Origin of the sequence: Dankookia rubra (assembly GCF_004355005.1) — a bacterium.
GTDB classification, from domain to species: domain Bacteria; phylum Pseudomonadota; class Alphaproteobacteria; order Acetobacterales; family Acetobacteraceae; genus Paracraurococcus; species Paracraurococcus ruber_A.
The window spans coordinates 48,342-65,971 of sequence record NZ_SMSJ01000032.1 but is presented as its reverse complement, the minus strand read 5'-3'; the positions used below and the strand labels follow the sequence as shown (position 1 = coordinate 65,971).

The window sequence follows — 17,630 nt, the reverse complement described above, 5'->3', positions numbered from 1 at the left end:
CATCCTGCCGCCGGCCCCGAACCCGGCACCCACGACGCGCGGTCGCACAACCACAAAGCGAGCAAACCGGACGATGTCAGGCCGCCCGCTCAGCCTCATGAATTTTGCGGGCTAGACGCTGCGGCACCTCCATCAACGCCGTCTGGGAGCAGGTCCGCCGCGGCGAGTTCGAGGTCTACCGCGCTCCCCGAGGCCGGGACCAGTGGGAGTGGTGGCTCTCACCCCGGCCAACACATTCCATGTCCGAACCTACCCCGTTGTCCTCGCCATGAAGGAGAGACGCATAATGGCTACCTCTCGGATGGCGGGGCGCGGCACTGGGCGATGGCCATGACGCTCATCCAGACCACCAAGCTGAACGGCGTCGACCCGCAGGCCTGGCTTACCGACGTACTGGAGCGCATCGTCTCCGGACGGACCAAGAGCACCGAACTGGACGCACTGCTGCCGTGGAACTGGCGCCCCGACGCCGATCTCCCAATTGCCGCGGCGGCACGATCGACAACCCCGGGCAGGCAGAACGGCTGCTCACCAGGTTGCAGGCGGCACTGCCAGTGCCCGCCCGCATGACGCCAGAACTCGCCGCGACGCTGCGCACCCCGGAGACCGCGACGGAGATCCCGGCGGCCTGTTCGATCATCGCCCTCCACTATGCCGGCGACGAGGGCGGGATCGTCTGCAGGCTCGACGTCGCCACGGCGACCGGCAACGCGGTCTACACCTCCATTACCCATCTGCGGTTCGATCCGCGCCTGCCCCTCGCGCGCGAGATCGCAGCCTACCAGAAGCACCGGGTAAAGCGCCTACGGCGCCAGCCTCCCGGGCCAGGCTGAGCCACAGGGAGCTGACCTGGCCATCTGGCCAGCCTGTCCAGTCACATGTGCCGTGCGGACGCCGCAACGCTTACTGTGTGGCGGGAGGTAGTCTCGCAACAAAGCGCGTGTGACCGGCGCTGCGGTCGACTTCCAGGTTGCCGCCGCGTCCTTTCAGCAGCCCCGTCACTAGCCGCATACCAAGGCCGCAACTGCGCGCGGGGTCGAACTCGGCAGGCAGGCCAGGACCCTCGTCCTCCACCACCAGCAAGGCCTGGCTTTCGATTGACTGCCGGAACGCCACGTGCACCGTCCCGGAGCCATACTTCAAGGCATTGGTGACCAGCTCAGTCAGCACCAACCCGAGCGTCGTCACGTCCGCCGCGCCCCAGGTCGCCGCATCGGCATCGAGCAGGATCTGCCGTCCTGCCTGCGCAGGCGCCATCGAAGCCCGGAGGTCAGCGGCGAGTCCCTCCAAATAGGAGGCTACCTCCACCTCGAGACCAGCATCGGCGCGGTAGAGCCGATCGTGCAAGGCAGCAATGGTGCGCACCCGCGCCGCACTCTCAACCAGCGGCACAGCTGCTTCGGTGCCCGCTGCGGCGCGCGCCTGCAGAGTGAGCATGGATTGCACCATTTGCAGCGAGTTCTTCACGCGGTGGTGGATCTCGGCCATGAGCAGATCCTTGGCTGCAGCCACCTCGCGGGCGGCGGCGCGCCTTCCATACGCTTCTACCGCGGCGGCGAGGATGTTGGCGAGGACTTGCAGGAAGGCGGTGTCGTGCCGGTCGAAGCTGCGCCGCTCCGTGCAGTCCGCCTCAAGGACGCCGAAGCGAGCGTCCCCCTCGCCGATCAGGACGTTGAGGGCGCGCCGAATGCCGTGCTCGACCAGCATCGCGGGCGTGCGGAAGCGGTCCTCATCTTCGAGGTGGTTAGAGATGAGAGGCTGCCCAGTTCGGAAGGCAAATCCGGCGGGACTGGCAAGATCTGCACCCACGCGGGCATGGCCGACCTCCCCTGGCCGCCAGCCAACACCGGCCCGGACCAGGAAGAGGTCTTCAGCGGGCAGCCACTCCAGCACTTTGGCGAACTTCGTCTCCAGGCCCTCGGCTGCGACCTGACACGCCTCGTCGAGTGTCGCCTGAAGGTCATCTTCGCGCAGCGCGAAGCTGCCAAACCGCGCGATCAGCTCCTGCTGCCGCAGGCGGAGGGCAAGCTCCTCCTGCGTGGCACCGGCCCCGACTTGCAATGGGACGCCATCGGTCATCAAGAGTCGGTCTCCAGACTGGTTCCAGGCTGACTGGCGGATGGCTCGGCTGTGCGCCCGCACGGGGCACCACTTGCCCAAAATTCAGAGTTCCATTCCTAGGCGCTTTCCGCCTATATTTCACGTCAAATCTGATAGGAGGTGAGATGGGTCGCCACGAGGCGCTGGTGCCCCGGCTGGAAGCGCTGTTCGGCGGTGTCTGGCAGGCCGCGCTCGACCATGCGGGCGTGCTGTCGCGGCGCCGCGCGCGCGACATCGGCAGTGGTGAGGCGCCGAGCGACGCGCTCGAGGCCATGGTCGAGCTCCTCGAGCAACTTCCCCCCACTGAGTGGCCGAAGCGCTGGCAGGGCCTCGGGAAGGCATCGGAGACCTGCCCGACGCTGGCGATGTACTCTGAGCGGCTGGTGAATGGCAGGATTCGTCCTGAGGACGCGGTCCTGGTCTGGGACCTACGGCCGGGGCCATCGGGCACGGTGCTTCAGCACACGAATGTTGCGGTAGGATTCCTGCCTCGTGCCTCCTTCCTTGGTCTGCCGCGATCTGACGCGGTCAGGACGCGCTGGCGGCTCTGGTACAGTCAATGGAACGAGTGCCACGGCGGCGGGGCCGCCGCGGGCTGGATGACCTCGGAGGGCCAGACGCCGAAGGGCATGATCGCGGCCTGGGTGGCTAGCGGTGCCATCGCCGGCACGGACCTCGGGCGGGCGCTCGCTGTGCTGTCGGCGCGCATTGTTGGCTTCCCACCTCGCGAACTCTCCCATGCCGCCCGCGAGGTAGCACTGGGCAACTGATCTTCGACGCGTGGCCAGAAATCTTGGACCGGACCTCGCGGACAATCGCCAGCGCAGCGGGTATAGGAAACCAGGAGACGAGAACAGGGCTTTACTACCCCTGAACGCAGCAACGGCTTGGCGGTGGGCCGGCCGAACAGGGGCTCCATGGCCAATTCAACCGGCGACAATGGCACGCCTGACTATGTGGTTGATGCGGGCATGACATCTGGCCCTGAACACGCTGGTCGCGAACTTGAGCTCTTCAAAACTGCCGTTGAGGCCGTGGGCGAGGCGATCCTCATCACCGGTCCGGAGCTTGAACCACCGGGGCCACGGATCGAGTACGTCAACCCAGGCTTTACCCACATGACGGGCTACACCTTGGAAGAGATGCTGGGCCGGACGCCTCGCGTCCTGCAAGGTCCGGGTACGGATCGTGCCGTGCTGGCCCGGATGCGGGCCGCTCTCAAGGCCGGGCATTCCTTTCGCGCCGAGGCGGTCAACTATCGCAAGGACGGCACGGAGTACATCGTCGAGTGGCTTATCACCCCAGTCCTGGACAGGGACGGACACATCGTCCACTGGGTCTCGGCACAGCGCGACGTGACCGAGCGCAGGATGGCCGAGGCAATCCAGCGGCGCCTGCATAACGAGGTAAACCATCGCGTCAACAACACCCTCGCGGCGGTCCAGTCCATGGCCCTGCAGACCTTGCAGGCCGCACCGTGCTCAGAGGAGGTCCGCACCGCGTTCCTCAGCCGCTTATTCGCGCTCTCCCGAGTGCACAGCCTTTTAGCACGTGGCCACTGGACCGGGGTTCCATTACGCGATCTGGCCTTGGCGCAGTTAGGGCACCACAGCGGCGGAAACCTTGGAGGCATCGAGATCTCAGGTCCCGAGATGTCACTGCGCCCGGGCGCCGCGATCGCGCTGGGCATGGTTTTGCACGAGTTGGCGGCGAATGCGGCCGTGCATGGCGCCTTATCGGTTCCAAGTGGGCGCGTGCAGCTCCGCTGGTCGATTCGCTCCGAGGCCGCCGGGCGGCTGCGCATGCACTGGGTTGAGGAGGGCGGTCCGCCTGTACCAAGTCCGCCCAAACACCGTGGCTTTGGCGCACGGCTCATTGAGCGAGGCTTGGTCCAGGAGGTGCAGGCCGAAACCCGGCTGCTATTCAAGTCTGCAGGTGTGCAATGTGAGATCGATGCGCCGCTCGAGGTCGTTGCTGTGGCAGCTTAAAAAATGGTGACGGCCTGCCTCAAGTCTTCCCCGGTCGGAGCGACCCATTCCCGACCGAAGACGCCACTTCCACTCCGGTCAGGCGTAATGAGACCTCGCATGAGGTTTCTCCTGTCAACGCGGCAATCGGTGGCTGCGGGCTACTGCCTTAGCCCGGATTATGCGCGAGGGCTGACGGGCATGGCGCAAGCCGTTGAACGGACGTAGAATTTGGCTGCGACACACAAACCCAGCCGCGTCCGGAGGCCATGCCCGTCACGGTTGAACCTACCCCGCCGCTGCCTGGCCTGTCACCAGTCGGCGGCAAGCCCCTGATCGCCCGCTTCGATGGCGGGCAACTCTCCTCCGACGGTGGCCTGCTGGCCTTGCGCGAGGTCGAGCGCCGGCTCGGCATTGCCGACCGGCTGGCAGCCTGCATCGACGACCCGCGCGCACCGGAGCGGGTCCGGCACCATCTCGCTGCCATCCTGCGCTTCCGCATGCTGATGATCGCGGCGGGCTACGAGGATGGCAACGACGCCGACAGCCTGCGGCACGATCCGGTCTTCAAGCTCGCCCTCGACGCGCTGCCCGAGGGCGCGCCGCTCTGCTCGCAGCCGACCATCTCCCGGCTCGAGAACCTGCCGGATGCGCGCGCCCTGCTGCGGATGGCCCGCGCCATGGTCGGGCTGTACTGCACCAGCTTCCGGCAGGTGCCCCGCCGCATCGTGCTCGACATCGACGACACCTTCGATGCCGTCCACGGCGGGCAGCAACTGCGGCTGTTCAACGCCTACTATGACGAGTATGGATTCCAGCCCATCGTGGTGTTCGACGGCGAGGGCCGGCCCTTGGCCGCCATGCTGCGCCCGGCCAAGCGTCCGACCGGTGCCGAGGCCCGTGCCTTCCTGCGCCGGCTGGTGCGCGAGATCCGTAGCCACTGGCCTCGGGTTGAGATCCTGATCCGCGCCGACAGCCATTACTGCGCGCCGGAGGTGCTCGACTTCTGCCGCGTCGAGCAGCTCGACTTCGTGCTCGGTGTGGCGTCGACCACCACGCTCCACAGGCACGTCGCAGCGCTGGAGCAGAGCACTGCCGCCCGGCACGCCGCCGCGCCAGGCAGCAACAAGCTGCGCCGCTATAAGGAGTTTTTAGAAGGCGCCGGCAGCTGGAGTCGGGTCGAGCGCGTCATCGCCCGCGTCGAGGCCGGACCGCAGGGCACCGACACGCGCTTCGTCGTCACCAACCTCGCCGGCGGCCCGCCGCGGCGGATCTACGAGGACCTGTACTGCGCGAGGGGACAGGCGGAAAACCATCTGAAGGCCTGGAAGCGGCACCTCGCTGCCGATCGGACCTCATGTTGCCGCGCCACCGCCAACCAGTTTCGCCTGATGCTGCACACCGCTGCCTACTGGCTACTTTGGTCGCTCCGCAGCCTCATGCCGAAGCGTTCCACCTGGCGCGTGGCGCAGTTCGACACGCTCCGGCTGCGCGTGGTCAAGCTCGCCACCCGCGTTGTCGCGCTGAAGACCCGGGTCATGCTGCACCTGCCGAGCGCCTGCCAGGATAACGCTATCCTGCGCCTCGCCCTCGAGCGCATGCCGCGCCTGACCTGCTGAGCGTCGGGGCGGATGCCCCAGCCGAGCCCTCCGAACCGCAACCAGCCAGCCCCGCGATCTGCACCCTGCCGCCGCCCTCGAACCCGGCACCGGCGACGCGCGGCCGTACAACCACAAAGCGAGCAAACCGGACGATGTCAGGCCGCCCGCTCAGCCTCATGAATTTTGCGGGTTAGCTGGTGAGCGTCGAGGCGGAGCTTCGTACCTGACGAGCTTCGCTCGCCAACCTCGCATCCGGCGGGACAACGTCCCCACCAAGGTCCGGCATCCGGACCAGCGAAGCTCCAAGGGGATGGTGCCATTCTGTGCGGCGGAGCGCGGGGCGCCCGTTGTCTCATTCGGCAACCATCACCTCGACCCCATCAGGGCAGCCGGTGAGACCGGCCCTGGCGGGAGCTGCAGGCCGGTCAGGCGGCCTTGGCTACGGTGCCCTCCGGAACAAGACCCTGGGTGGCGAACCGCCACAACGCGACGAGCAGCTTCCGGGCGAGCGCGACGACGAGCACCTTGCGCATGCGCCCGCCTGCCTCCCCGAGCCGCTGCCTGAGCCATGTGGCGAGGCCGCTACCGGGCTGGTAGCGGAGCCAAAGCCAGGCAAGCTCGACCACCGCAGTTCGCAGCCGACGATTACCGGCCTTCGTGATGCCCTGCTCCCGTTCAATGCCGCCGCTGGCGAAGGGCGTGCCGACCAGGCCGGCGTAGGACCCGAGTGCTTTGGCTGATCGAAATGTTCTGACGAAGCCTTCTCTGACCAGTAAGGTTGCGGTCTGTGCGCCGATCCCGCGCAGGCTGGCGAGCCGCTTGATCATCGTCTCGGCCGGGGCAGCTTGTTCGGCTCGCTCCAGTACGGCGTCGCGCTGCGCCTCGAGGGCCGAAATTTGCGCAAGCACGAGTTCGAGCCGATCGAGCATGCGCAGGATGCGGGCCTCGGCGTGCGCCGGTAACGGCGCGCCCAGGGCCGTTCGGAGTTGGCTAAGCCGGTGGCGGCGGTCGCGCCGGAGCGGGTCGTAGCCCTCGACGCCAAGTGTGGTCAGGATGCCGCCGATCCGGTTCGTCAGGGCGATCCGCTCTGCCACGAGGTCCTCGCGCTCGCGCCCGGGATGTCGCGCGTCTTCATCTTCCTCATCCGGCACGGGCACCATAGAGCAGACCCGAGGTTCTCCACGAAGGAAGGCCAGGCAAGTCCGCAACAGCAGGTCGACGTCGATCGCGTCGGTCTTGGCCCTGCGGGCCCGCCGGTCAACCGGAACGCTCACGGGCTGGATCACATGGACCGCAATGCCAGCACGCTGGAGAATCCGCGCCAGCCAAAACCCGGAGTAGCCGGACTCGTAGGCGGCAATGGTGCGCTCAACGACGCCCCCTTTGTCGGCCGCACGCGGCCGCAGCCGCGCGATCGCGTCGAGCAGCGCCTCCGCTCGTGGCTCAAGGCGCTGCTTGACCTTGACCCCAGGCAGGCCGGGAACATGGGCGCCGATCACCCAGGCGGTCTTTGAGACTTCCACAACAACCACGAGCGTGGTCCGCAGGTCGGGCAGCGGTGCAGGCACAGTCGTCATCACACAGCCTCCCAGGCGAATAACAGTTGACCAGACATGCTTGCTGAACTGCCGGCCTCGCTCATAGGGTCTGTGCGCGGAAGGGCCGAGAGCCCGGTGGGCCTCGGTGTCCATTGTCTCTGCCCGGTCGGCCAGCTTCTCGCGTGCTGCGGTGATGGCCACCAGACGCAAGCGCTGCTGAGCTTCCAGCTGGTCGCTTATGGTCTCGGGATCCTGTCCCTCGATGCTCGCCCGATCGGCATGAACTTTGTACTCCTGCACGAGCTCCGCCGCAGCCTCGGTGTGCTCGGTCACTTCGGTGCTGTCGCGGTGCTCCCGGACTGCGTCCAGTGAGGCAGTGGCGATCTCAGCTCGAGCCTGGGCCGTCTCGGGCTCGGGCTCGGGCTCGGGAAGTGTGCTCTCCTCCTCGATGACGCCGAGCCGCCGGACGACCCAGCCCAGAGTGGTTCCCTGGATCACCAGCGTGACAGAGATCAAACAGAAAGCGAGTAACAGGATGATGTCGCGGCCATGAAATGTTCAGGCAGCGCAAGGGCTGCGGACAGGCTGACCACACCGCGCATCCCGTCCAGGAAATGACGACCCCGTGGCTCCACGGTGGCAGCGGATCCCGCTCCCGCAGATCTCGTGACAGCACGCGTAGCAGCCAGGCCGAGGTGAAGATCCAGACAAAGCGACCTAAGAAATGGGCTCCGCGGCGACTGGGAGCTCTGTCGCGCCACAGCTCCGGTAGGCAGAGCGAGATCTCAATAGCGACGGGGTAAGCGGGACAGGCCTGCTTGTTTTACGCAGGTGAGGCCGACGCGGTCATGTGCGCATGGCTGGACGCGCTCTCGTCCGGCCCGCGAGCCAGCGCGGCATCTCCCGACCAACCACAGCGAATACAGTTCGCGCCAGCGCACCCTGGCCAAATGGCTCGCTCAGGAACTGCTCGGCTGGACCAAGCCCATTGCTGCCGATTGCCGATGCATGCTCACCAAGATAGGCGATGCCGAGTGGCTGTGGTGTGGCACGATCATCGGAGCCGATGAGCCGTTGGCGAAACTCAGCGGCAACGGCCTGGCCATTCAGACCATCACCGTTTCGGCTTCCAGCCGGCCGGATTGCGACAATCAGCACGGCCGGTGGCGGAAGGTCCTTAGCAAGGAGCGCCTGCGCCTCCGCTGCTCCTGCTGTCGCGGCGAGCACCCGTAGCCCAAGGTCTTCCAGCATGTCTGCAACAAGCCGGCGGACAAGGGGATGGCTATCAATGAGGAGAACGTCGACCAACCACCGCATCCTCCATGGTGCAGTGCAGCATTAGCAGATTACGAACCATCTAGTACATGCATTTATGGCCATCCCGATGAGCGCCGAGCTCGATAGTCGGAATAGGACGAATAAGCAACGGATTGCAGGGGTGGATCCCCATCACTTCAAGCAGGTGACATCAGCAGCCAACCTGGGACTATCCACTTTCATGGAACGGGAGCGAACCGCTGGGCGGTTGACGCGTTTTAGTTTCGCAACGACGAGATGGGCGTGATGCCCTTAGGGAGGAGCAATGACCGCGCGCCGGTCGAAGCGGTGGCTGCTGTGGCTGGGGGCGCCGCTGCTGGCGGTGGCGCTGCTGGTCGCGCTCTGGTCATGGGACTGGTTCATTCCCTTGGCCGAGGCCAGGGCGGGTGCGGCGATCGGACGCCCGGTGCACATTGAACACCTCCACGTAAAGCTGGGGAGGGTTACCACCGTGACCGCGGAGGGGCTGCGCGTCGGAAATCCGTCCGGCTTTCCAGACGACCCACCTTTTGCGGAGGTCGGCCGCGCCACGGCGCAGGTAGATGTCGGCGCCTTTCTGCGTTCGCGCGAGGTGGTGATACCGTCTGTCGAGCTGGACCGGCCGGTGGTCAATGTGATCGGCCGCGACGACGGCAGCCGCAACTACGAATTCGATTTTGCCGCACCCGCGGCCGAGGGCGCCGAAGCAAGCAAGACGCTCGGGCCGCGCATCGGCGCGCTCCGCATCAAGGACGGCAAGGCGCGGGTCGCCATCGCGTGGCTGCGATCGGACTTCAAAGTGGACGTGAAGACGCAAGACCGGGATGGTCAGGAGCCCGCCTTGGTCGCCGAAGCGCACGGCACCTACGCCGGCCAGCCGGTCGAGGCACAGATGACCGGCCGGGCCATCCTGAACCTCCGCGATGAAAGAGAGCCCTGGCCGGTCGACCTACACCTGCGCAACGGCGACACCAGCTTCGCTTTGAAAGGTACGCTGCGCGAGCCGCTGAAGCTGCGCGGCGCCGACCTGCGAGTGGAGTTCGCCGGAAAGGACATGGCGGACCTGGTGCCGCTCACCGGCGTGCCCTTCCCGAAGACCCCACCGTTCAGGCTCGAAGGCAAGGCGGACTATGCGGAAGGCCGGGTACGGTTGTTGGACGCGGCAGGAAAGGTTGGGCGCAGCGACATCGGCGGCAGCCTCACCGTGTCTACCGCCGGCCGCCGGCCGGATGTCACCGCCGACCTGCGCTCGCGCAGCGTGGACCTCGCCGATCTCGGCGGCCTCATCGGCGCCCAGCCCGGGCGCGCCGACACGCCGGGGCAGACGCCACAACAGCGCGCTGCCCAGGCCCGCGCGGAGGCGAGCCCAAAGCTGCTCCCGACCACCCCCGTCAACATGCCGCGCCTGACCGCGGCAAATGTGCACCTCCGCTACCTGGCGGAGCGCATCCAAGGCAGGGGATGCCCTTCGACAGTCTGAGCGCGCAAACCGACATTGTGGATGGCGTCGTGACGCTTCATCCGATGTCCTTCGGCATCGGGCAGGGGCGGTTGACGGTGGCCGGAACGCTGACGCCCCAGGAAGGCGGCGGCCTGCGCGCCAAGATCGACGTAGAGCTGCGCCACGCTGACCTGTCGCGCCTGCTCGGCGCCGCGGGCGCGGGCGGGGCCGGTACCCTGGGCGGGGTCGCCCGCGTAGAGGGCAGCGGCAAGTCCCTGTCCGAGATCCTCAGGCGCGGCAACGGCGAGGCCACGGTGGTCACAGTGGGTGGCAACATCAGCTCATTCCTGGTGGACCTGTCCGGCCTGCAGTTCGGCAATGCCCTCCTGTCCGCGCTCGGCATTCCCGCCCGCGAGGGGATCGAGTGCCTGATCGGGGACTTCGCCCTGCAACGCGGCACGCTCCGGAGCCGCACTCTGCTGCTCGACACCGAGGCCCACATCGTGACGGGCGGCGGCACGCTCGACTTCGGGCGCGAGCTACTCGACCTCCGGCTGCGCACAGATGCCAAGCGGCCGACCATCGCGTCTTTGCCGACGCCGATCGGCATAGGGGGCACCCTGAAGAGCCCGGCCATACAGCCGGAGCTGGGGGAAGCGGCGGCTCGGGCGGGCGCGGCCGTGGGGCTTGGCCTGCTGTTCCCACCGCTGGCCTTGCTGCCGACAATCCAGTTCGGCGTGGGCGAGAATAGCCAGTGCGAAACGCTGCAAGCGGCGGGCGAGCGGTGGCGCCAGCAGCAGCTGGCGCCGGAAGGCGCCAGGCAGCGTTAGAACTGTCGCCCGTAGCCGAGGTCGCGCAGTACCTGGCGCGGCGAGGTGGCGCTGTCCGGCGACAGGACCTGTTGGGCCAGCAGGAGGTAGAGCTCCCGCTGCACGTCCTGCACCGCGCCGAGCGCACCGGGCAGGCGTTCCCGCAGCTCCTCCGGAATCAGCCGCTCGAGCAATCGCAGCAGTTCCTGCGCACGCGGGTCACCCGGCGTGTTGGCCAGCTCGGCCAGACCCTGCTCAGTCGCATAGTCGTAGAATTCCAACTCCACGCTGTCTGGCACGATCTGCGCCGTGCGGTCGACCCATTTGGCATAGGTGCCGAGCTTGGCGCCCTCGGTCCTGATGCCGACGATATGGGTGGGCGAGTTGTTGAAGTTCAGCCGTGCCGGGATTAGCTCATCGGTCGCCAGCAGGACATAAGGCCGGCCGGGTGCCTTGGCGGATTTCAGCATCGGCAGCATGTCGTGCCGCTTGCCGTAGATCCGCCCGAGCCGCCCGCGCATCCACTCGGTGCTGCCATTGTGCCCGAGGCTGACCAGCATCGGCGTGAAGTCGACCGAGGAGGTGAGCCCGGTGCGGACGGTGTGGATGTCGCCGGTGAAGCGGTGCGTCGGGTCCACCACGATCAGCGGCACGTGGTAGGCTTCCTCGTAGCAGCTGAGCAGCTTGCCCGCGACATAGCCATGCGCCCCGGCATATTCGCCGTGGTCCGAGGCGAAGACGATGACGGTGTTCTCGGCCACCGCCTTGGGCAGGGCGGCCAGCACCTCGCCGATCCGCTGGTCGACGATGGACATGATGTTGGCGTAGCTGTTCAGGCAGCGCTGCCAGTAGCCGTAGGGGGCAACGCCGACCCCGAGCCCCTCGACGCCCTCGTGGTAAGGCTGCGCCGTGAAGACGGTCTGCGACGGGTCTTGCGCGATATCGCCCCAGATCGCCGCCTGCGCCGCCCGGCCGAAGAGCTGGGTGGAAGGCTTGTTGGCCTGCAGCGTCGCCGCGCTCTCCCAGTTCGGCGGCAGGGCGGGGAAGCCAAGGTCGGGTACCGTCTTCAGCGGGTTGTCGTCCCAGGAGACCAGCGGCGGGTTGTCCGGGGTCGAGTACATCATCGCCGGCTGCAGCGATGGATCGGTGAAGAGGTTATTGTAGGTCTGGAACTCCGTCCCGGCCCAGAAGAACTCCTGGTCATGCGGATTGACGAAGCTGACCGTGCAGCACCAGGGCTGCTCCCCCGGGGTGCGGGCGCCGAGCCACTCGACCGCGGTATCGGCGATGTCCTGGTCGTTCCTGTAACCGTTCTTCTCGTCGCCGACTGTACCCTGCAGGTTGAAGCCCGTCGGGTCGGGCGAGACCAGCCCGTCGAAGCCGTAAAGGCCGAGCCGGTCGATGTCGAAGGAGAGGTGCCACTTGCCGATATAGGGCGTCTGGTAGCCGGCCCGGCGCAGCAGCCGGCCATAGGTCGGGAAGGCTGGGTTCAAGATTGGCGTTGGGCTGCGAGTGTCGGGCGTGTTGGTCAGCGTCACGCAGACCCAGCTCTGCTGGCTATAGAGCCCGGTGGCGAGCACCCCGCGCGAGGGCGTGCAGGCCGAGGCGGCGGTGTAGTGGCTGCCGAATTTCACCCCCTTGCGCCAAAGCCCGTGTAGGTTCGGCATGAAGCGGGCGAGGAAGCCGTCGACATCGGTGATCCCGGCCGGGAAGACCGAGGGGAAGCGTAGCTCATCCACCAGGATGAAGAGGATGTTCGGCGGCGGTCCGGATGCGGGGTCCTCGGCCCTCGCGGCGGTGCCGGCCAGGGCGCCGGTAGCGACGACGCCGGCCGTTCGCAGGAAATCACGGCGTTCCATTTTGCTGGCCATGTTGTTTCCTCCCCAATTTGCCGGGCCACACGCCCGGGGCGATCGTCCGGTCCGATCAGGCCGCCGTCGTGCCTTCTCACGGATCAGCGGACCCGGAGCGGGCGCGCCTTGGCTGCAAGAATGTAGAAGAGGCTTTATTTTGCGACGACGGTAGGACGCGTGCTCACGCCGATGCTAGAACAGATCGTCCGGTGCCCCGTCACGCTTCGGTTAGCTCTGTTCGCTCACCCCGGCTGGACCGGTCAGCCCCGCTTGAGGCGGACAAGCACCACCAACTCCGACAGTGGCGCGCCAGGGGAACACCGTCGTTCACTGTTCAGGTGCCATTGAATCGGATGGGCTTAAAGCTGCGATTTGAATCTCTGCGCGGCGACGCAGCGCGTGGTGTAACCCTGTAACAACGTCGAACCAGCCTTCGACCGGGCACATCCAGAGTTCGTGTGGACACCGAAACCAGGGTGATGTTTGCTCGTTACGGCAATGCGCTCTGCTGCGGCGTGAGGCGCATCCTGACCGGGAGAAGCAGACATGAACCGAACCGTGATCCGTTTAGGCGTCATCGTTTTAGGGCTTGGGCTGGCCGCGTGTACAACGAGCGATCCGCTTAACACTGCGGGCCGACCGGACGGCACCCGTGGTAACCCGCCGGGAACTGAGACATCTCGGGCCTTCGATCGGACGGCAGGCACGAATAGCTCGGGGGCTTATCCCCGCCAATCAGACGGAACACCTGCTAACCCACCAGGTACGGCGGTGAGCCGCGCGCTCGGCACGACAGGACGCTGAGCGACACCTGAACAAGCGGCGGAGGTTAGCGCCGAGGAAACCTCCGCCGGCCGGTTGTTCAGCACGATCTACTGCAAAACCTGACGTTCCTGCTCAAGGAAGATGACATGAGCGAGGACAGTCGAACTCTCGTCGCAAACGTACTGGCATCCAGCCGCGCTGGACTGCCTGCGTAACGGCGACGCCGTCGTAGTCACGAAGCGCTACCCGATCCACCCCTCGCGGCGCCATTCGACGCCGCGGGCGGTCAGATCAACAGCTCCGTCGGCCCTCAGCGCAGCGGCGACTGGCTTGAGACTGTCCTCCGGCACCTCGGCCCAGACCGCAGCGCCACCTCGACGAATGCCTTCGGTGAGGACGGCAAGGTCCGGGAGCGGTAGTGACAAAGCTGGCAGCCCGCTGTCCGCAGTCCGAGAACTGCAGACATGGGCTCGCACCCCGCCGAAGCGCACGCCGAGACTGTAGGCCGCGCGCTCCGCTGGCTCGATGCTGTCGAAGAACGCAGCAACGGTCTGGGGCATCTCAGCCTGCCCGGCTGCCAGCCCGTATCTCGCTCATCAGACGGTCGGTCCCCGTCTGCCGAGGAAGTTCATCACCAGCACCACGAGGAAGATCACCAGGAAGATCCAGAAGAGGATCTTGGCGATCCCTGCCGCCGTGCCTGCGATGCCACCAAATCCGAGGACGGCCGCGATGACCGCGATGACCAGGGCGACAAGAGACCAATACAGCAGGTTTCCCGCAGGCATGACTCCTCCCAACAATCGGGTTTCAAGGGCAGAACCCATCTGGCGTCCAGGGGGTTGCTCCGCGCCAGAACCTTTGTAGCTCCGCATAGTTCAGCCCTGCTCGTCCCTTAACCCGTGAGGAGCGCATGCGGCGTTGCTCTTCGACAGTCACGGCGGGTAACCGAACACCGGATCGGTGACCGGTCGCAGGTAAAGCGCCACTTGGCCAGCTTGTGAGAACCCAGCATTGCGCCTAGCCCACCACTGCAGCGGCGAGCGAACCCCGTCGCGATCCTGCGGTCAGCATCGACGACACGAGCTCGTCGTGATTGCGGAGGAAGAGCGCCCATCGGCAGCCCTCCGGCAAGCGCTTCGTGCGCTCCACGGTCTCCGTGATCGGCCTGCCATCCTCGCGCGAGTCCGCCATATAGCCTGAATCGAATCAGCTCGTGGTACGGCCAGCTCTACTTTAGAGCGATCGGCGCGCGCCAGTTTCATGGCGCGGTCAGGGTGTCAGCGACTGCTGCCGGCGCTTTGTCTCCAAGGACTCCGCATCCGCGCGCACCAGTTTCGCATGATCGCCGATGGCGGGCTCGCGGGCGGCGTACTGGAAGTTGGCCGGGAGGACGGATCGGGCAGGAAAATGGGGGCTGACAGAGGCGCCGTGGCGGTCAGAGCGAGCAATGCAACCGTCGTCCAGAAAGGTGACCCGGTAGCCCCTCTTATCCAGTTCCGGACCTGAACCGGCGCGGTGAGCTGCAAAGTCATGGTAGCAACGAAGGAGGGCAGGCTGCGCCAGACATTCTCCTCCTGGTCGATCTCCTGCGCTCCACCCGATCCAATCCTGCCCGATGCAGTAACACGGAATGTGATCGAGTTTTTCCAAATTCCACGCACGCTGGTCGTTTTGAGCGATTGACTAAAAACTAAAATGAATCGCTATATATCCGCGTTGACGGCGCATTCCGCGCCGAGGCCGCGGGATTTGAAGGATGCAGCTTGCACCGCGTCACCCAGCGCTAAAGCGCCAGCTTCCGGCCAAGAAGCGGCGTGCCGTTGCCTGTTCAGGGACACGCTGTCGGCGCTGAGCCTCTCGGGCGCGCAGCGCCCCTCGCTTCATCACAGCCCTTGCTGACCGACGCGTCCGCGCGCCCGGGAGAGAGACACATGCATAATTCCCGCCCCATCGAGGTGCAGGGACGCTTCGTCGGCGTCGCTGTTACCCATGCCGCCGGCGCATTCGGCCCCCTCTGGCGCTTCGTGGCCACGGACCCCGTGGTCGAAGACCTCGATGGCGCCACCTTCCCGAGCCCGTCAGAAGCCCAGCGCGTGGCAGGGCTCGTGCTGGCCCGCAACAGCGGCCAGCCAGCCGGGGACGCACGGCGATGAACGCCCAGGCTACACCGCTTGCGGCCTTGTCCGCGCTACTGCCGGACGTTGCAGCCGCCGCCGTACGGCACGACCGGGAAGGCTCCTTCCCACACGACAGCCTTGCCTTGTTGGGCAACGCGGGGCTGCCGGGCTTGACCGTGCCCGCGGCGTTGGGCGGCGGCGGTGCCGGTTTGCAGCTGGCGACTGAGGCAGTGGCGCGGATCGGCGCAGCCTGCCCCGCGACCGCGCTGGTCCTGGCCATGCAGTACATCAAGCACGCCGCCCTCGCGCGGAGCCCAGCCTGGCCGGCGGCGCTGCGCCAGCGGGTGCAACGTGACGCGGTCACCAAGGGCGCGCTGATCAATGCGTTGAGGGTCGAGCTCGAGCTCGGCTCCCCCACGCGCGGCGGCCTGCCGGCGACCGTCGCGCGCCGCACCGCCGAAGGTTGGCTGATCTCCGGGCACAAGCGCTACAGCACCGGAGTCCCCGGCCTCCGCTGGCTCGAGGTGCATGGCCGTACCGACGAAGCCGAGCCGCGCATCGGCACCTTCCTGGTACCGGCCGATGCGCCGGGCATCGAGATCGTCGAGACCTGGGACCATCTCGGCCTGCGCGCGTCCGGCAGCCATGACGTGCTGTTCCGCGACGTGCCGATCCCGGCGGAGCACGCCATCGGCTTGGCCGCGCCGGGTGCGGCCGGCGGGCCAGACGCGACGCAGATGGCCTGGAACACGGTACTGGTCACGGCAGTCTATACCGGCGTCGCTCGCGCCGCGCGCGACTGGACCATCGGCTTCCTGCACGCCCGCAAGCCGAGCAACCTCGGCGCGCCGCTGGCCACGCTGGCGCGCGTCCAGGAATCGATTGGCCAAGTCGAGGGGTTGATCGCTGCCAATGCGCGCATTGCCGAGGCGCTGGCTTTGGCGACCGATGCCGGCCAGCCGCCTTCCACCGCCGAGTCCGGCGCGCTGAAGGTGATCTTGGCGGACAACGCCGTGCGCGCGGTGGAGCTCTGCACGCTGCTGGCCGGCAATCACGCGCATGACCGGGCCAACCCGCTGGAGCGGCACTGGCGGGACGTGCAATGCGCCCGTATGCACGCACCGGCCGAGGATGCCGCACATCTGGCGGCAGGCCGCGCGGCGTTGGCAGGGGGCGCGCCATGATCGCCCGCCGCCTGCTGCTGGGCGCCGGCCTCGCGGCGCCCTTCGTCGCTCGGGCGCAGGGCTTCCCCGACCGGCCAATCCGCTACGTCTCGCCCTTCCCGCCGGGGGCAACCAACGACAACGTCTCCCGCGTCATGACCCGGGCGCTCGGGCCGCGGCTGGGCGTGCCGGTGGTGGTGGAGAACAAGGCGGGCGCCGGTGGCGCGGTGGGTGCCCGGCTGGTGGCGGAGGCGAAGCCGGACGGCTACACGCTGCTCAACGCCTCAGCCGGCAATCTGACCATCGCGCCGCATCTCTCGGCGGTCGGCTACGATCCACTGCGCGATCTGGTGCCCATCGCCTCGGCCGGCGAGGCCTATAGCCTGGTCGCAGTACATCCCTCGGTCCCCGTGCAGACGCTGCCGGAGCTGATCGCCTTCGCCCGACGCCAGCCCGGGTTCCTGAACTACAGCTCCGCCGGCATCGGCTCGGCCGGACATTTGCGGGGGGCACTGCTGGCCGACGAAGGGCGGTTTGAGGCGGTGCACGTGCCTTTCCCGGGCAGCGCCCCGGCGGCCAACAGCGTCGTTGCCGGCGATTGCCACCTGATCATCGACCCGATTGCCGCGCCGCATGTGCAGTCCGGCCGGCTACGCGCCCTCGCGACCCTCGGCCCGGACCGCTGGGGTGCCTTCCCGGACCTGCCGACCGCCGCCGAGCTTGGCATCGGCCGCACCTGGCCGGGCAGCGGCTGGTTCGGCCTCTTCGCGCCGGCCGGCACGCCGGAGCCGGTGGTCACCCGGCTGAACCGCGACTTCAACGACAGCCTGGAGGAGGCGGAAGTGGCCGCCGCGCTGCGCCGCTTCGGCCTGAAGCCGGAGCCGATCAGTCCCGCGGAGCTCGGCCAGCGTGTCGCTGCCGACCATGCAGCCATCGGTGCCTCACTGCGCCGCCTCCGCATCGCCTGAACGAGGAGA

15 protein-coding genes and 1 pseudogene are annotated in these 17,630 nt (G+C 67.2%); 10 read left to right on the top strand and 6 right to left on the bottom strand.

Annotated features, from left to right (window positions below):
• Nucleotides 1-297: 297 nt before the first annotated feature.
• Nucleotides 298-459: pseudogene (locus tag E2C06_RS41155) on the top strand (transposase domain-containing protein); the annotation flags it as partial.
• Between the two features lie 107 nt (nt 460-566).
• Nucleotides 567-833 (top strand): hypothetical protein, encoded by a 267-nt coding sequence (locus E2C06_RS20580; protein WP_133290488.1) that lies wholly within the window; start codon nt 567-569, stop codon nt 831-833.
• Nucleotides 834-903: 70 nt separating this feature from the next.
• Here E2C06_RS20580 and E2C06_RS20575 read toward each other — a convergent pair whose 3' ends face one another.
• Nucleotides 904-2,079 (bottom strand): sensor histidine kinase, encoded by a 1,176-nt coding sequence (locus E2C06_RS20575; protein WP_133290487.1) that lies wholly within the window; start codon nt 2,077-2,079, stop codon nt 904-906.
• A 146-nt stretch (nt 2,080-2,225) separates the two neighbouring features.
• Between E2C06_RS20575 and E2C06_RS20570 the strand changes: the two genes are divergently transcribed.
• From E2C06_RS20570 to E2C06_RS20560, 3 genes are all read left to right on the top strand, one after another.
• On the top strand, nt 2,226-2,870 hold the full coding sequence (locus E2C06_RS20570; RefSeq protein ID WP_133290486.1) for a hypothetical protein: 645 nt from the start codon (nt 2,226-2,228) through the stop codon (nt 2,868-2,870).
• 147 nt (nt 2,871-3,017) lie between these two features.
• Nucleotides 3,018-4,088: an HWE histidine kinase domain-containing protein gene (locus tag E2C06_RS20565; RefSeq protein WP_133290485.1), complete on the top strand. Its 1,071-nt coding sequence runs from the start codon at nt 3,018-3,020 to the stop codon at nt 4,086-4,088.
• 248 nt (nt 4,089-4,336) lie between these two features.
• Nucleotides 4,337-5,686, top strand: a complete 1,350-nt coding sequence (locus E2C06_RS20560) for an IS1380 family transposase (RefSeq protein ID WP_133290484.1) — start codon at nt 4,337-4,339, stop codon at nt 5,684-5,686.
• Nucleotides 5,687-6,093: 407 nt separating this feature from the next.
• Here the strand turns inward: E2C06_RS20560 and E2C06_RS20555 are convergent, their stop codons facing one another.
• A complete protein-coding gene (locus tag E2C06_RS20555) occupies nt 6,094-7,245 on the bottom strand; it encodes an IS110 family RNA-guided transposase (protein ID WP_133290498.1) in 1,152 nt (383 codons plus the stop codon).
• 807 nt (nt 7,246-8,052) lie between these two features.
• Nucleotides 8,053-8,514 (bottom strand): response regulator, encoded by a 462-nt coding sequence (locus tag E2C06_RS20550; protein ID WP_133290483.1) that lies wholly within the window; start codon nt 8,512-8,514, stop codon nt 8,053-8,055.
• A gap of 274 nt (nt 8,515-8,788) precedes the next feature.
• Between E2C06_RS20550 and E2C06_RS39540 the strand changes: the two genes are divergently transcribed.
• Both E2C06_RS39540 and E2C06_RS39535 read left to right on the top strand, forming a co-directional pair.
• The gene (locus E2C06_RS39540) at nt 8,789-9,982 is read left to right on the top strand and encodes an AsmA family protein (protein ID WP_241671389.1); all 1,194 of its coding nucleotides are present in this window, start codon (nt 8,789-8,791) and stop codon (nt 9,980-9,982) included.
• Nucleotides 9,964-10,773 carry an AsmA family protein gene (locus tag E2C06_RS39535; RefSeq protein ID WP_241671388.1) on the top strand — a complete coding sequence of 270 codons (810 nt, stop codon included), beginning with the start codon at nt 9,964-9,966 and terminating at the stop codon, nt 10,771-10,773. The genes E2C06_RS39540 and E2C06_RS39535 overlap by 19 nt, the downstream gene beginning before the upstream one ends.
• On the opposite strand, the gene E2C06_RS20540 is transcribed toward E2C06_RS39535, so the two are convergent.
• The 3 genes from E2C06_RS20540 to E2C06_RS20525 all read right to left on the bottom strand — a co-directional run bounded on the left by E2C06_RS20540 (nt 10,770) and on the right by E2C06_RS20525 (nt 14,158).
• Nucleotides 10,770-12,623, bottom strand: coding sequence for a sulfatase-like hydrolase/transferase (locus E2C06_RS20540; RefSeq protein ID WP_133290482.1), 1,854 nt, complete (start codon nt 12,621-12,623; stop codon nt 10,770-10,772). The genes E2C06_RS39535 and E2C06_RS20540 overlap by 4 nt on opposite strands.
• A gap of 989 nt (nt 12,624-13,612) precedes the next feature.
• A complete protein-coding gene (locus E2C06_RS20530) occupies nt 13,613-13,930 on the bottom strand; it encodes a hypothetical protein (protein WP_133290480.1) in 318 nt (105 codons plus the stop codon).
• 36 nt (nt 13,931-13,966) lie between these two features.
• On the bottom strand, nt 13,967-14,158 hold the full coding sequence (locus E2C06_RS20525) for a DUF1328 domain-containing protein (protein WP_456305186.1): 192 nt from the start codon (nt 14,156-14,158) through the stop codon (nt 13,967-13,969).
• 1,146 nt (nt 14,159-15,304) lie between these two features.
• On the opposite strand from E2C06_RS20525, the gene E2C06_RS20520 reads away from it, so the two are divergent.
• Genes E2C06_RS20520 through E2C06_RS20510 form a run of 3 tightly spaced genes read left to right on the top strand, consistent with a single transcriptional unit; the run spans nt 15,305 to nt 17,621 of the window.
• On the top strand, nt 15,305-15,526 hold the full coding sequence (locus E2C06_RS20520; protein ID WP_133290479.1) for a hypothetical protein: 222 nt from the start codon (nt 15,305-15,307) through the stop codon (nt 15,524-15,526).
• A complete protein-coding gene (locus E2C06_RS20515; protein ID WP_133290478.1) occupies nt 15,523-16,674 on the top strand; it encodes an acyl-CoA dehydrogenase family protein in 1,152 nt (383 codons plus the stop codon). Before E2C06_RS20520 ends, E2C06_RS20515 begins: the two co-directional genes overlap by 4 nt.
• Nucleotides 16,671-17,621, top strand: a complete 951-nt coding sequence (locus E2C06_RS20510; RefSeq protein WP_165982520.1) for a Bug family tripartite tricarboxylate transporter substrate binding protein — start codon at nt 16,671-16,673, stop codon at nt 17,619-17,621. The genes E2C06_RS20515 and E2C06_RS20510 overlap by 4 nt, the downstream gene beginning before the upstream one ends.
• Nucleotides 17,622-17,630: the final 9 nt, after the last annotated feature.

Bases quoted from the DNA above. Each gene is read 5' to 3' on its own strand.
- E2C06_RS20580 (WP_133290488.1), top strand. From the start codon at position 567: ATGACGCCAGAACTCGCCGCGACGCTGCGCACCCCGGAGACCGCGACG.
- E2C06_RS20575 (WP_133290487.1), bottom strand. From the start codon at position 2,079: ATGACCGATGGCGTCCCATTGCAAGTCGGGGCCGGTGCCACGCAGGAG.
- E2C06_RS20570 (WP_133290486.1), top strand. From the start codon at position 2,226: ATGGGTCGCCACGAGGCGCTGGTGCCCCGGCTGGAAGCGCTGTTCGGC.
- E2C06_RS20565 (WP_133290485.1), top strand. From the start codon at position 3,018: ATGGCCAATTCAACCGGCGACAATGGCACGCCTGACTATGTGGTTGAT.
- E2C06_RS20560 (WP_133290484.1), top strand. From the start codon at position 4,337: ATGCCCGTCACGGTTGAACCTACCCCGCCGCTGCCTGGCCTGTCACCA.
- E2C06_RS20555 (WP_133290498.1), bottom strand. From the start codon at position 7,245: ATGACGACTGTGCCTGCACCGCTGCCCGACCTGCGGACCACGCTCGTG.
- E2C06_RS39540 (WP_241671389.1), top strand. From the start codon at position 8,789: ATGACCGCGCGCCGGTCGAAGCGGTGGCTGCTGTGGCTGGGGGCGCCG.
- E2C06_RS39535 (WP_241671388.1), top strand. From the start codon at position 9,964: ATGCCCTTCGACAGTCTGAGCGCGCAAACCGACATTGTGGATGGCGTC.
- E2C06_RS20540 (WP_133290482.1), bottom strand. From the start codon at position 12,623: ATGGCCAGCAAAATGGAACGCCGTGATTTCCTGCGAACGGCCGGCGTC.
- E2C06_RS20530 (WP_133290480.1), bottom strand. From the start codon at position 13,930: ATGCCCCAGACCGTTGCTGCGTTCTTCGACAGCATCGAGCCAGCGGAG.
- E2C06_RS20525 (WP_456305186.1), bottom strand. From the start codon at position 14,158: ATGCCTGCGGGAAACCTGCTGTATTGGTCTCTTGTCGCCCTGGTCATC.
- E2C06_RS20520 (WP_133290479.1), top strand. From the start codon at position 15,305: ATGCATAATTCCCGCCCCATCGAGGTGCAGGGACGCTTCGTCGGCGTC.
- E2C06_RS20515 (WP_133290478.1), top strand. From the start codon at position 15,523: ATGAACGCCCAGGCTACACCGCTTGCGGCCTTGTCCGCGCTACTGCCG.
- E2C06_RS20510 (WP_165982520.1), top strand. From the start codon at position 16,671: ATGATCGCCCGCCGCCTGCTGCTGGGCGCCGGCCTCGCGGCGCCCTTC.